A 14,525-nucleotide genomic window follows, 5' to 3' on the forward strand; every position below is an offset into this window, starting at 1 on the left:
TAAAATTCTAATATACTATTGGTAATTACACCAATATCAGGGACAAAATATAGCATAGATGAGAAAAAAAATGAAGAAGACCATTAAGAAAATTTACAATGGCGATTTATTTAAAGAATTTTTTGATAATGAAAAAGCCAGTGGACTTATTTTAATAGCTTGTACATTGATTTCTTTAATCATGGCAAATTCCATTTTTGGTGCACAGTACCAACATACATGGCACATGAAATTTGCTGGACAAAGTGTGGAGTATTGGATTAACGATGGTTTAATGACCATCTTCTTTTTATTAATTGGGTTAGAGTTAGAAAGGGAAATTCACGACGGAGAATTATCCAATATCAAAGACGCCCTCTTACCCATCTTTGCTGCCTTAGGAGGGATGATTGTTCCTGCTGGACTCTATTTATTTCTTAATTATGGTACCATAGCGCATTCTGGTGCTGGTATCCCAATGGCAACTGATATTGCCTTTGCCTTAGGTATTCTATCCCTGCTGGGAAATCGCGTGCCGCTTTCTTTAAAAATATTTTTAACCGCTCTAGCGGTAATTGATGACTTAGGAGCTATTTTAGTTATTGCTATTTTCTATACTAAAACAATTGTATGGATGAACCTAGGAATTGCTTTAGGAGTGATGCTGGTGCTGTTTATCATGAACCGAATGAAAATACGTAATCTTGTTCCATACCTACTTGGTGGAGTGGTCATGTGGTGGTTCATGTTACATTCAGGAATTCATGCTACTGTAACTGGAGTATTGTTAGCCTTTGTTATCCCATTTGGAAAAGGAGAAAAAAAATCAGCTTCTTCTATTTTAGAGCGATTTTTACACAAGCCCGTTGGTTTCTTCATCTTGCCTCTGTTTGCTTTAGCGAATACAGCCATTGTAATTAGTTCGAATATTGGCGAAACATTAGCGCAACACTATAGTATCGGTATTGCATTGGGATTAATTGTTGGTAAACCTTTAGGTATCTTTCTTTTTAGTTTTATCGCCGTTTCGGCAGGACTTTGTAAACTACCAGCTGATTTAACTTGGAAAACAGTTGCCAGCGTTGGGTTTTTAGGAGGAATTGGATTTACGATGTCTATTTTTATCACATTACTTGCATTTGAAGATCAAACGATCATTAACAACGCTAAATTTATTATCTTGCTCTCTTCTCTAGTAGCAGGAGTCTTGGGATTCATGCTCTTGAAAAGAACTTTAAAAGAGAGTCCGAATGAAAACAATAGTTGATAAAGTGCTAGATTACATCAACCTGAGTAAAGGGGAAGATGAAAAGCACAAAGTACTGGACAATGTTAAGTCTAATATTTCTTTTAGAGGGTCTAATTTATGGATTCTGGCCTGCGCTATTGTTATTGCATCTATAGGATTAAATGTAAATTCTACCGCAGTAATTATAGGTGCCATGCTTATCTCTCCATTGATGGGACCCATAATTGGTGCTGGTTTTGGACTGGGAATATTTGATTTTAATTTATTAAAAAAGGCTCTAAAAAATTTACTAATTGCAACCCTTGTAGGATTAATTGTTTCGGCAATTTACTTCTATATTAGTCCGTTTAAGGAGACGCAACCCGAGCTTTTGTCTAGAACTGCACCGAATATCTATGATATTTTAATCGCTTTTTCTGGTGGTTTAGTAGGAGCTATTGCCATAACAAGAGTTGAGAAAGGAAATCCGATTCCTGGTGTCGCCATTGCTACAGCGCTTATGCCTCCGTTGTGTACTGCTGGATATGGACTGGCCATAGGAAGTATGAAGTTCTTTTTTGGGGCGATTTATTTATATTCGATCAACTGTGTATTCATTTGTATTTCTACTTTCTTTATTGTTACTTATCTTAAGTATCCAAAAAAGAAACAGCTTGATGACAAAAGTGAAAAGAAGGTCAAATATATTATTTCTAGTCTGATCACCATTTTGATTTTGCCTAGTATTTATTTTGCGTATCAGCTTTTTGAACAGAAAAATTACCAACATCAAATTGATGTTTTTATAGAAACCGAATTTTCTAATAAAGGCGTAGCCATACTGTATAAAAAAACTAAATACAATCAAAATCCTAAGAAATTAGAACTAGGCTTCTTATCTAAGAAATTTAATGACAATGAAATTAAATCGTATAATAAAAAGCTAATCAATTACGGCATAGACAATACGCAGTTAATCGTAATTCAAGATACTACTGACCTTAAAAGCGATATTCTAAACGAAATTAAATACAATAAATCAGTTTTAAGTGAAAAAGATGTAGCTATCTTGAAACTGCAGAAAGAGATTTCGTTAAGTAAATATGATAACAAAGCCTTATTAGCTGAAATTAAAGTGTTGTTTCCAGAAGTTCAGAACATTTCCATTTCTAACCATACTTTTAATGAAAATACAGACAGCACGAGTACTGTACCTGTTTTAATTTATAGCAGCGATACACCATTAAAAGACACATATAAAGAAAAGATGGCATTGTGGCTACAAAAGCGATTGGTTAAAGAAGAAGTCGAAGTGTATAGACAGCCTGTCAAGCCTGTCAAAAAAATAAAAGAAAAAGGCGTTATCAAAAAATAGCCATACTTCTGTACTATACGAATTACAAATCATCTTCTTCTGGAAGGTGATTTTTTTTTTGTTAAAAGCTATAGCTGTAGTGCGAATATTTTGTAATTTTAAGGTAAATCATTGATTATGAAAAATATTATCACCATAACCGCCCTTGTTTTAATAACGCTGGTAAGTTGTAACTCTACTAAAAACACAATTAACTCTAAAGACAATACAGCAGTAAGTCAAAGCGATACTGTGCGTATTGCTAATGATGATCTAGAATATGAAGTGATTATCATTGACCCTGGTTTTAACACTTGGTTAGTATCTCGAGCCTTTCCTAGAAATTATCATTCTCAAAATTATTTAGAAAATAAAAATCGCATTTGGATCAGCGAATGGAATAATCGTGCACGCCAACCTTTCAGATATAATCCCAACCTATATGAAATGGTGATCGCATATGATCCAAATATCGATTACGGATATGAAGTCAATTATTTAATTTATAATTATTTGGTTTATTTTCAAAATACCTACAAACAAAAACTTTTTGGTTATGTTCCTGCGAGATAATCTTACTATATTTGTAATCATTATAAATAAAGATGAGGAAATTAAAAGAGCGTTGGGGAATAACATCTAATATTCAACTAACAGTAATATTTATAGTTTTTGCAATTACGGGTTCGGCTTCTGCTTGGTTATCAAAGCCTGTTTGCATGTGGATGGGAATCACTGAAGCAGATTTAGGATTTTGGTTTACTCCAGTTCGGCTGCTGTTAATCTTCCCTATTTATCAAGTTTTATTAGTACTTATAGGGTTTCTTTTTGGCCAATTTAAATTTTTCTGGGCATTCGAAAAAAAGATGCTGAAAGGGCTCGGTTTAGGATTTTTATTCAAAAAATAAATTACAATTTTTTAAAAACGTAGGTATAAATCCATGTTAACGTAAATGTGGGAACCACATCTGTAAACGGAAAAATTTCTTCGAGAAAAGTAATAACGCCTCCCACCTTTCCTATTGTCCCTTTATACATTCTGGTCATGAGATATCCAGCAATTGGTGCCCAAACCACGTCCGAAAATTCGCCAATCATCGGTATCGTAAAAGACAACATACCTATGGCATCAAATAGGATCCCTAATAATAAATTGCGGGTCTTGATATTCTTATCGATTGTTACTGGAGTTCTTTCCATTGTAAAATAAATGACAGTTAAAAATAAGATTATTATTCCTTTAATTTATCCTGAAAATACTTTTTAAGTTTATCAATCTTTGGCGTGATTATAAATGAACAATAACCTTGCGTTTTATTTTCATTGTAATAATTAGTATGGTAATCTTCGGCTTCGTAAAAAGTCGTTGCTTCTGACAGTTTAGTGACTATTTTTTTATCAAAAACAGCTTCGTTCGCAAGCAGTTCCATATAATCCTGAGCAATTTCCTTTTGCGCCTCATTATGATAAAATATTTCACTTCTGTATTGTGTACCCACATCATTTCCTTGACGATTTAGTGTTGTGGGATCATGGGTAGCAAAGAATACTTCTAAGAGTTCTCCAAAAGAAATTACTGTAGGATTAAAGGTAATTTGAATGGCTTCCGCATGTCCAGTGTCTCCATTACATATCTCCTTATAAGTAGGATTAAGCGTTTGACCGCCAATGTATCCTGACTTGACGCTTTGTACTCCTTTTAGTTCTAAAAAAACCGCTTCTGTACACCAAAAACAACCTCCAGCTAATGTGGCAACTTCTATATTAGGATTTGAAATCATGAATTCTATTTTAAATTTAAATCAGTTTAGGGAAAATTATTTTCGAAAAAATCAATTCCCTACCATTATTCCAAATTTAGTATTTAATACGAATTTGCTCATTGGTATTAACTAAACTTTATTATTTGTTAGCTTAAAAAATTTAAATAATCATTAAAATCTTTGTTTCTTTGTCAAAACTCGTTACAATGATACACGCAAAAAATTTACATAAATACTACGATCAACTTCATGTTTTAAAAGGTGTTAATTTACATATACAAAAAGGGGAAATCGTGTCTATAGTGGGGGCTTCTGGTGCCGGGAAAACGACACTTTTACAAATCTTAGGTACACTTGACAAACCCACCGTTGAAAACCAAATAGAACTTCGCATTAATGACGAAGATATTTTAAAGATGAACGATAAAACTTTATCTAAATTTAGAAATTTAAATTTGGGCTTCATCTTTCAGTTTCACCAATTATTGCCTGAATTTACCGCCTTGGAAAATGTGTGCATACCTGCTTTTATCGCTAATAAATCTAAAAAAGAAACCGAGTTAGAAGCTGAAAAACTTTTAAACTATCTAGGCCTTTCTCATAGAATGCATCATAAACCGAATGAATTATCTGGTGGAGAACAACAGCGTGTTGCCGTGGCCAGAGCTTTAATTAACAAACCTGCTATCATATTTGCTGATGAACCTTCTGGAAATTTAGATACCAGCTCAGCCGAAAACCTACATCAATTATTCTTTAAATTAAGAGATGAATTAGGCCAAACATTTGTCATTGTAACGCACAACGAAGAATTAGCAAATATGGCAGATCGAAAATTAATAATGGTGGATGGATTAATTAGTAATTAAAAATAGAGGCACAGTAGTTAAAACTGCTTTAAACGAGTAAAAAAAGCATGAATCAATCAGAACTGAAAGATTTTTTAAACGAAAAAGTAATTCAATACAACACAACTGATTTTATTGACAGCGATCCTGTTCAAATCCCGCATTTGTTTTCCCAAAAAGAAGATGTTGAAATTGCCGGTTTTCTTAGTGCCACCATTGCCTGGGGAAACCGCACTATGATTATCAAAAATTCCCATCGCATGATGGAATTGATGGGGAATACCCCTTATGATTTTGTCATGTCCCATACAGCATCTGATTTAGAGCGTTTGCAAACTTTTGTGCATCGCACTTTTAACGGAGTCGATTTTACTCATTTTATCCAAAGCTTGCAGAATATCTATCAGCATCATGGTGGTTTAGAGTCGGTTTTTTCTAAAAACATACAGACCCTTTCGATGCAAGAAAGTATTTCAGAATTTAAAAAAATATTTTTTGAAATCCCCCATCAAAGCAGAACCCAAAAACACATTTCGGATCCTATGAATGGTTCGGCGGCAAAGCGAATCAATATGTACCTCAGATGGATGTGCCGTCAAGACAATAAAGGGGTTGACCTAGGTATATGGAAAAATATACCGCCTTCGATGCTTTCTTGCCCATTAGATGTTCATTCAGGAAATGTAGCGCGTAAACTGGGTTTGCTTTCGCGCAAGCAAAATGACGGAAAAGCACTAAATGAACTGGACTTAAAACTTCGAGAATTAGACCCTATTGATCCTGTAAAATATGATTTTGCACTATTTGGTTTAGGTGTATTTGAACGATTTTAAATGGAATTATTAAGGCAATCTTCTTACCTTATTATTATTTATTGTCACAACTAAATTCTCCTACTAGTCTGCTCCAATTGTATTTTGGTGAAAAAAAATTTAATTGCAATACAATTTGGACAAATAATTGTAGTTATCATCTTCAATTAGCTTAACATATTTGTACACTTAATAGAAACTAACTAGCCCTATTTTACGTATCTATAATAGAAGTAGCTTGTCCTATCAGTACTAATTCTATAATTGAAAGTTAAAGCAATTTACTATCAGTTACTTAGAAATAAACCGCAAAAAAATCAGGATGTTTAAAAGCTATTTCTTATCTTAGAAACAAATTAAGTCCCAAACTATCAATAATTTTAAACGTACTGCCCATGAGCGAAATGAAAAATATAGTTTTAGCAGAAGACAACTCTCTTCTCTCGCTATTACTTAAGCTCAGATTAGAAAAAGAAGGTTATAAACTGCTAATAGCTGAAGACGGTAAAAAAGCCGTTGAGTTAATAGAACAGCATCAACCTGAATTAATTTTGACCGATATAATGATGCCCTTTATAAGTGGGCTTGAATTAATAAGTCATGTAAGAAATAAACTAAATTCAAAAACTCCCATCATTGTATTTTCATCAGCTGGACAAGAAGAAATAGTATTAAAAGCATTCAATTTAGGAGCAACTGATTTCATGAGTAAACCTATTAGCCCAAATGAATTAGTTACTCGCATAAAAAGAATGTTGAAATAAAATTATAACTTCGCTGTTGAAAAGCAACAATATGAATGCATACCATTCCTTTCTTGACTATTTGGAAGAAACTCCAACCATTATTCAAGTGGTATGGTTTTCTAGCGTCTTATTTTTGCTTTTAATTCTTGTGCTTGTTTTATATCTTAAATATTTAAGAAGTCATTTGAGACAAAATGAAAGAATTGAAAGTGTTTACAATAAAAAATTTGAATCAGATTTAATTACTTACCTCTACAGTGGCAATGAAGATGAGGAAATTACAGCCGAACAATTACTTATTATAAATCGCCTGAAGAAAAGCACAGCGGATCCTTTTAAAAGAAAGGTACTCATCTCAACTTTACTAAAATTGAGAAATGAGATTTCGGGTGAGATGGCCCTTTCGATACAAAATCTTTACATTCAAACGGGACTTTTAAATTATGCCATCGCAAAACTTAAAAGTAAAAATTGGGAGTTAATTGCCAAAGGTATCAACGAGCTAACTCAGTTTCACATAAAAGAAGTTCATGATGAAATAATTCACTTTATCAACCATCCAAAAAATGAAGTTCGCAAAGAAGTGCAGTTGTATTCCGTTAATTTATTTAATTTTAAAGGATTAAGTTTTTTAAATATTATCGAAACAAAGCTATCAGAGTGGGATCAAATACAACTGTTAGAAGTACTTCAAAAGTTTGGTGAACAGCAAACATTTGATGTAAAACCTTGGTTACAATCCTCTAATGATTCCGTCATCTCTTTTGCATTGAAGCTCACGGAGATTTACAATCAGTTTGATGCCATTGAGGAGCTTATTGCATTATTGAATTATCCAGATGAGAAGATTAGAATTGAAGCTATCCAGGTGTTAAACTACTTTACCATTGTTGAAGCCAAAAGTATTTTGAAAGACAATTTCCACTCGGTAAGAGAAATTGAACAAATCGCTGTATTTAAAATGATGGAAAATGTGTATGAATTAGAAGACGAAGATTTTATACTTGAGAATATAGTCCATCCTAATTTCGAAATCAAATTAAGGGCATTAAAAATATTAAAAGACATCAATATTGAAAATTTCAATATTAATAAACAAATAGTAACCAATACTGAATTCCATAAAATTGTCAATTTTATAGAAACTAATTAAATACAATATGGATACAGTAGACATTATTCTCTTAATTCGGTATTTATTTTTCGCTTATGCTATTACCACCATCAGTACCTATCTGATTTTGGCGGTGATTTCGGTGGTGGAGACTATTGAATATATGAAGAGAAATAGTTTTGTCAATTACAAAGAAATTTTATCTTCAACAGTATCGCCATCAATTTCAATTATTGCTCCAGCGTATAATGAGAGTCTTAACATTATTGAGAATGTACGCTCTTTGCTTTCTAGCCATTATGCAAATTATGATGTAATCATTGTGAATGACGGTAGTAAAGATGATAGTTTAGAAAAACTGATAAAAGCATATGACTTAGTAAAAATTGATTATTTAATCAATCAACAAATCCCAACAAAACCGCTTAGAGGAGGAATCTTCAAATCAACAAATCCTGCCTTTGAGAAATTAATAGTTGTTGATAAAGAAAATGGAGGAAAAGCCGATGCTTTAAATACAGGGCTTAACATTAGTAACAATCGCTATGTTGCCTGCATCGATGTAGATTGTTTACTGCTCGAAGACGCACTTCAAAAAATGATTAAACCCTTTTTAGAAACTACAGATACTAACGTAATTGCAGCAGGTGGAGTGATTCGAATTGCTAATTCCTGCATTATCAGAGACGGGAAATTGATCGATGTTAACTTCCCTAAAAAGATGTTAGAGCAAGGGCAGATACTAGAATATATAAGAGCCTTTTTACTAGGAAGAATGGCTTGGAGCAGGTTAAATGGCTTACTGGTAATATCAGGCGCTTTTGGTTTATTTGATAAAAAAATTGCGATTGATGTAGGTGGATATGACACACATACAGTAGGTGAAGACATGGAAATCATCGTGAGGATGCGCAGGTACATGGAAGAAAAAAAATTAAGATATAAAGTAGCTTACATCCCAGACCCATTATGCTGGACTGAAGCTCCCGATAATTACAAGATTTTTATCTCACAAAGAAACCGTTGGACTAGAGGAACAATAGAGACCTTAAAAATGCATCGCAAAATCGCATTTAATCCTAATTACAGCTCCATGGGGCTTCTTAGTTATCCGTACTGGCTAATTTTTGAAAGGTTGGCGCCATTAATCGAAGTTTTTGGCTTGGTCTATTTTGGAATTTTAGTCTATTTTGGAGAGGTACGATGGGACTATACATTAGGTTTTATAACTTTAGCGTATCTATTTACTGTCTTTTTTTCTATTATTGCCATTATTTCAGAGGAACTTACTTACCATCAATATAAAAAGAAAGGAATCGGTTTTCAATTACTCATGATTGCCTTTTTAGAGCCATTTGTGGTACATCCATTTATCATCTACTCAGCGGTTAGAGGAAATATCGATTATTATTTCAACAAAAAGAAAAAATGGGGCGAAATGACCCGCAAAGGAATGAGCAGTACCCAATAAACAATTTGCATACACTATGGACAATACAGAGCAAAAAAAGAATGCCTTTACTTTTAAAAACGGATTTAGATACCTCTATTTAACGCTTTCATTAGTAGTCACTTTCTGGTTGATTACCTTATTTGAAATTTATTCAAAAACCACTAATGGCATTCAGATTCAAGATGTAGCCACCACCCTATCATATAAATTACTAAATGATTTCTGGACAGGATTAATTATCGGTTTACTCTTTTTACCGCTTTACCTAGCCTTTGTGTTTATTAAGAAACCTTTGGACGAATTAATTATAAAAATCATTTTTTGCTTAATTGTCATAGGCCAGTTTGCTTTAGTCAAATACAACATCACAACACTTATTAATTTAGGTGCTGATATTCTAGGGTATTCGATGGATGACATGTATACGACCGTTACCGCATCAGAGTCCTTATCTTATTTGTATTTCTTGCCTTTTATTCTTTTTCCTATGCTCTATTTAGGAATAAACAGTGCCTTTGTAAAATTCACTACTGAAAAAGGAATTTACATGACTGCTGGAGTTTTGGTTATTGTATTAGGAGGTTTAAAGTTGTTATTGCCACAAGTATCGGATTCAAATTATCAGAACAAAATGTATTTTTTTACAACGGATATCATTCGAGTTCAAAATGACAAAAGTTTAACGGACGTTGACAATTTATTTTACAAGAAAGAGTACCCTCTAGTCCAACCATTTAAATCTACTAAAGATGTCTTAGCACCTTTTTTTGAAATTCACGAGGAAAAACCGAATATCGTAATGATTATTGTGGAAGGTTTAGGAAGTGAATTTATAGGAAAAAATAGTTACCGTGGTTTCACGCCCTTCTTAGATTCCATGATTCCAAAATCCCTATACTGGGAAAATTTTGTTAGTAATGCAGGTAGAACTTTTGGAGTTGTTCCGTCATTATTAGGGTCTTTGCCTTATGGCGAAAAAGGTTTTTTAGAACTGAATCCGTTGCCTTCTCATACTTCATTAATTAGTATTTTAAAAGCCAACCAATACACTACCTCGTATTACAGTGGAGACGAATCTAGCTTTGACAGAAAAATAAACTTCCTAGAATACAACGGTATTGACAATGTTATAGACGTAAATAAATTTGGGTCTGGTTTTACCAAAACTAAGGAAAATTCAGGCGGCTTTTCTTGGGGTTATCCTGATGCTGAAATATTTAAAAAAACTTTATCTGTTTTAAGTGATAAAAAAGAGCCTAGGTTAGACATCATTATGACCTTAACTAATCATGAACCTTTTGATTTCCCTAATAAAAGTGTTTATCTAAAAAAGGTCGACAGTATCGCAAATGCGAACCCAAATTTGAGCATCAGCAAAAGCGAAATAAAAGCCTATAAGGATATTTTTGCCTGTTTGTTGTATACTGATAATTCGATTAAAAACTTTATGCAGTCTTATGCTAAAAGACCCGATTATAAGAACACGATATTTGTAATTACAGGGGATCACCGATTGATACCCGTAACTCAAAAAGACAAATTATGTAGGTTTCACGTGCCTTTGTACATCTACAGTCCTATGCTTAAAAAACCTACCACCTTCAAATCAGTGTCTTCTCACTGGGATGTTGCACCTAGTTTAATTTCGTTTTTGATGAATAATTACAAATTAAACAAAATGGACAAAACAACATGGATGGGACAAGGTCTAGATACTGCAAAACAGTTTAGAAACATCCATAAAATTCCGCTAATGCGTTACAAAGGAAGCATTAATGATTTTATTTATAAAGATTATTTATACTCTGATGGGGAACTGTATAAGATTAATGAAAATTTTGGTATTCAAAAAATTACTGACGCTGCTATGTTACAAACAATAGGTGATTCTTTGAAGGAAGCCAAGAAATTAAATGCATACTTGACAAAAAAGAATAAGATAATCTCTAATGCTTTAAACGTTTATACTCAGCCAGCTTTTGAATTCACTGCAGCAGAGATGGCTACTATTAAGAAATTAACCAAAGGGTTAACTTATGATGACATCTTCTTTCGAGCCAGAGATTTAGCTTTTAATAAAGAGCATCAAAAAGCCCGATTGTTGTGTAATTATATCCTAAACGAACTACCTAATTATGCGGATGTACGAACCTTAAAAGGCCGAACACTAGCCTGGGATGGTGACTATAAAAAAGCCGAAACTGAACTACTAAATGTGGTTAAAAGAACACCTTATTATGAGGATAGTTACTTAGCTTTAATGGATATTTACTGGTGGTCAGATCAAAATGACAAAGCCTTGAAAATAGCAAAGCTAGCTGCTAAAAATGAGGTTAAAAACCCTGAATTGAGTGTCAAATTAGCGCAGGCCTACAAGCGAATGAATGCGATTCCTAAAGCAGAGAAAATCATGGACAGCATCATTAGAAAATACCCGAAGAATAGTGAATACCCTAAAATCAAAAAAACCCTGAAAGAATGATCTCAAAAATAGCCAACAAACTGACTTTTATACTATTATTTTGTGCAGCTGTACAAATGCAGGCCCAAGAAAATAAGTACAATGGAAATCCAGATACCTCTTTTGAAACAGCACGCAAACTAGCTTTTAATGAGCAAAGAGCGCAGGCTCAAGATACTTTAAGAAATATTCTTACTAAATATCCAGATTATCATGATATTCGTACTTTTTTGGCGACAACGTACTCTTGGGATGGCGACTATAAGAAAGCGCGAAAAGAGTTTGCTTACGTTTTAGATAAAGATCCTAAGAACAAGCCAACTTGGATTGCAGCGATAAAAAACGAAAATTGGAGTGAGGCTCCTTTTACGGCTTTAGAAATGGCAAAAAAAGCGTTGAAAATTTTTCCAGCAGACCCTGAACTGGCTTATTTAAAAGCAACTGCAGAACAAAGTACTAACAATCCCATCGAGGCTTTAAATACAATTGACGCAATATTAGAGAAAAACCCCTACGATGAAAATGCCTTAAGCTTTAAAAGTAGTTTAGGACAAACACTTCGTAAAAATACCATTGGTGTTACCGCGGCAGTCGACTTATATTCGGAAGTGTTTGATCCGATGCAGTATTATACTTTGAATTACACCCGTCAAACGAAATACGGTAGCATTATCACCAAATTCAATTTTAATAGACGTTTTAATGAAAACGGAACTCAAATCGAGTTTGATTTATATCCAAAAATAACAGAAGGACTCTATGCTTATTTGAATTTTGGATTTGCCAATACCTTTTTGTTTCCCGATTTAAGATACGGTGCAGAGTTGTACAAAACTTTACCGCATAGTTTTGAAGCTTCCATAGGTTTTAGATCTTTGCAGTACAGCACTACTACTAATATCTATACGGGTTCTATAGGTTGGTATACCGGGAACAGCTATTTATCCTTTCGTCCCTACTTTACTACTGGTGACAATGGAACCAGCACTTCGGGAACTTTTACCTATCGAAAATATAGAAGCGATGCAGATAATTATTTTGGTGTCGCTTTTGGGATGGGATTTTCACCAGAAATCAATCAGTTTAACTTTGGTGCAAATGAAAATACCATTGTGGATCTAAAATCTCAAAAATTGAATTTAGGTTATTATTTTACCTCTGCCAATAAAAAAAATGCATGGGGAGCTCAGTTTGGAGTTACGCATCAGGAAATCACTTTTGATCAAGGTAATTATTTCTGGATTTATAATATCGCACTATCTTGGGATATTCGTTTTAAATAAATATTTGTTGGGTAAAAACACATCCTATTTGCAGAGAAGGTAATGAGAATAAATGCGATTAGCATCTTTAGCTGCAAAAAGCGTATCTTTGCACAAAATTTAAGCAAATGAGTACTTTCGAACAATTCAATCTCCCTAAATCTGTAACTAAAGCAATAGATGATTTAGGATTCACATCTCCAACTCCCATTCAGGAAAAAACTTTTTCTGTAATTATGTCGGGAAGGGATATGATGGGAATTGCTCAAACCGGTACTGGTAAAACATTTGCCTATTTACTACCATTATTAAAGCTATATAAATTTACTCCTGGACATACTCCTAAAATAGTGATACTGGTTCCTACACGTGAACTAGTGGTTCAGGTTGTAGAAGAGGTAGAGAAATTGACAAAATACATGTCAGTGCGAACTATTGGAATTTTTGGAGGAGTAAACATCAACACTCAAAAAACAGCTGTTTATACTGGTTGTGATATTCTAGTGGGAACGCCGGGTAGAATTATGGATTTAACATTAGATAATGTGATTCGTTTTGAAGAAATGCAAAAACTGGTTATCGATGAGTTTGACGAAATGTTGAACTTAGGGTTTCGTACGCAGTTGACTGCTATTTTGGCTATGATGCCAAAAAAACGCCAAAACATCCTTTTCTCAGCTACAATGACGGATGAAGTAGATGCTATTTTGAACGATTATTTTGACTACCCTGAAGAAGTTACACTTTCTGCTTCTGGAACTCCATTAGAGAATATCAAGCAAATCACTTATCAAGTTCCGAACTTTAATACGAAAGTTAATCTTTTAAAATACTTATTAGAGAACAATGAAGACATGAGTCGTGTTCTTGTATTTGTCAATAATAAAAAGATTTCTGACATGCTTCATGACAGAATTGAGGAAGATTTTGATGGTCAGTTTGGAGTGATTCACTCTAATAAATCTCAAAATTACCGTTTGACTACCATGGCTTCTTTCCAAGAAGGAAACTTACGTGGTTTGATTACCACAGATATTATGGCAAGGGGTTTAGATATTTCAAACATTACCCATGTTGTCAACTTTGAAATGCCCGAAATGCCGGAGCTATACATGCACCGTATTGGTAGAACAGGACGTGCAGATGCTACGGGAACAGCTATAAGTCTTATTGCTCCGCGTGAAGAAGAGTATAAGGTAGAAGTGGAAGTTTTAATGAATATGGAATTAGCCATTGAGCCTTTTCCAGAAACGGTAGAAGTTTCGTCTAAATTAATTGAACCTGAAAAAGACAGGCAACCTATTAAGTTTATGATGAAAAAAGTTAAACTTGAGGGTGATGGTGCTTTTCAAGAGAAAAGTAAAAAGAATAAAAAAGTCAACTTGGGAGGACCTGGTGTTACCAAGAAAAAGACGCATGGTTCTGTCAATAGAAACATGTTAAAAACCAGAGATAAGAAAAGAAAAGACAAGAAGAAATAGACAAGAAGAAATAAAATAAAAAAA

At 33.7% G+C, this 14,525-nt stretch carries 14 protein-coding genes; 12 read left to right on the plus strand and 2 right to left on the minus strand.

What is annotated here, in order from left to right; translation table 11 throughout:
- The first annotated feature begins 70 nt into the window (after positions 1 to 70).
- The 4 genes from nhaA (at position 71) to ACEN2K_RS07425 (ending at position 3,469) form a co-directional block, all read left to right on the plus strand.
- Positions 71 to 1,246 (plus strand): Na+/H+ antiporter NhaA, encoded by a 1,176-nt coding sequence (gene nhaA, locus ACEN2K_RS07410; RefSeq protein ID WP_441758693.1) that lies wholly within the window; start codon positions 71 to 73, stop codon positions 1,244 to 1,246.
- Complete coding sequence (locus ACEN2K_RS07415) at positions 1,230 to 2,582, plus strand: TIGR00341 family protein (protein ID WP_441758694.1); 1,353 nt, start codon at positions 1,230 to 1,232, stop codon at positions 2,580 to 2,582. The genes nhaA and ACEN2K_RS07415 overlap by 17 nt, the downstream gene beginning before the upstream one ends.
- Positions 2,583 to 2,699: 117 nt before the next feature.
- A complete protein-coding gene (locus ACEN2K_RS07420; protein WP_441758695.1) occupies positions 2,700 to 3,134 on the plus strand; it encodes a DUF6146 family protein in 435 nt (144 codons plus the stop codon).
- A 32-nt stretch (positions 3,135 to 3,166) separates the two neighbouring features.
- Entirely contained in the window at positions 3,167 to 3,469 is a 303-nt protein-coding gene (locus ACEN2K_RS07425; RefSeq protein ID WP_441758696.1) for a DUF6787 family protein, read from the plus strand.
- A gap of 1 nt (position 3,470) precedes the next feature.
- Here the strand turns inward: ACEN2K_RS07425 and ACEN2K_RS07430 are convergent, their stop codons facing one another.
- On the minus strand, positions 3,471 to 3,761 hold the full coding sequence (locus tag ACEN2K_RS07430; RefSeq protein ID WP_441758697.1) for a hypothetical protein: 291 nt from the start codon (positions 3,759 to 3,761) through the stop codon (positions 3,471 to 3,473).
- Positions 3,762 to 3,793: 32 nt separating this feature from the next.
- On the minus strand, positions 3,794 to 4,342 hold the full coding sequence (gene msrA / locus ACEN2K_RS07435; RefSeq protein ID WP_441758698.1) for a peptide-methionine (S)-S-oxide reductase MsrA: 549 nt from the start codon (positions 4,340 to 4,342) through the stop codon (positions 3,794 to 3,796).
- A 188-nt stretch (positions 4,343 to 4,530) separates the two neighbouring features.
- Here msrA and ACEN2K_RS07440 point away from each other — a divergent pair, with 188 nt between their 5' ends.
- The 8 genes from ACEN2K_RS07440 (at position 4,531) to ACEN2K_RS07475 (ending at position 14,501) form a co-directional block, all read left to right on the plus strand.
- Positions 4,531 to 5,193 (plus strand): ABC transporter ATP-binding protein, encoded by a 663-nt coding sequence (locus tag ACEN2K_RS07440; protein WP_441758699.1) that lies wholly within the window; start codon positions 4,531 to 4,533, stop codon positions 5,191 to 5,193.
- A gap of 47 nt (positions 5,194 to 5,240) precedes the next feature.
- Positions 5,241 to 6,005, plus strand: a complete 765-nt coding sequence (locus ACEN2K_RS07445) for a TIGR02757 family protein (protein ID WP_441758700.1) — start codon at positions 5,241 to 5,243, stop codon at positions 6,003 to 6,005.
- Between the two features lie 374 nt (positions 6,006 to 6,379).
- Positions 6,380 to 6,748 (plus strand): response regulator transcription factor, encoded by a 369-nt coding sequence (locus ACEN2K_RS07450; RefSeq protein WP_441758701.1) that lies wholly within the window; start codon positions 6,380 to 6,382, stop codon positions 6,746 to 6,748.
- 31 nt (positions 6,749 to 6,779) lie between these two features.
- Positions 6,780 to 7,883, plus strand: a complete 1,104-nt coding sequence (locus ACEN2K_RS07455; RefSeq protein WP_441758702.1) for a hypothetical protein — start codon at positions 6,780 to 6,782, stop codon at positions 7,881 to 7,883.
- Positions 7,884 to 7,890: 7 nt separating this feature from the next.
- The gene (locus tag ACEN2K_RS07460; protein WP_441758703.1) at positions 7,891 to 9,315 is read left to right on the plus strand and encodes a glycosyltransferase family 2 protein; all 1,425 of its coding nucleotides are present in this window, start codon (positions 7,891 to 7,893) and stop codon (positions 9,313 to 9,315) included.
- Between the two features lie 16 nt (positions 9,316 to 9,331).
- Positions 9,332 to 11,779: a sulfatase-like hydrolase/transferase gene (locus ACEN2K_RS07465; protein WP_441758704.1), complete on the plus strand. Its 2,448-nt coding sequence runs from the start codon at positions 9,332 to 9,334 to the stop codon at positions 11,777 to 11,779.
- On the plus strand, positions 11,776 to 13,041 hold the full coding sequence (locus tag ACEN2K_RS07470; protein WP_441758705.1) for a YaiO family outer membrane beta-barrel protein: 1,266 nt from the start codon (positions 11,776 to 11,778) through the stop codon (positions 13,039 to 13,041). The genes ACEN2K_RS07465 and ACEN2K_RS07470 overlap by 4 nt, the downstream gene beginning before the upstream one ends.
- Before the next feature lie 107 nt (positions 13,042 to 13,148).
- Positions 13,149 to 14,501, plus strand: a complete 1,353-nt coding sequence (locus tag ACEN2K_RS07475; RefSeq protein ID WP_441758706.1) for a DEAD/DEAH box helicase — start codon at positions 13,149 to 13,151, stop codon at positions 14,499 to 14,501.
- The last annotated feature ends 24 nt before the right edge of the window (positions 14,502 to 14,525 follow it).

This window comes from Flavobacterium sp. W21_SRS_FM3, from assembly GCF_052113625.1.
In the GTDB taxonomy this organism is placed as follows: Bacteria; Bacteroidota; Bacteroidia; order Flavobacteriales; family Flavobacteriaceae; genus Flavobacterium.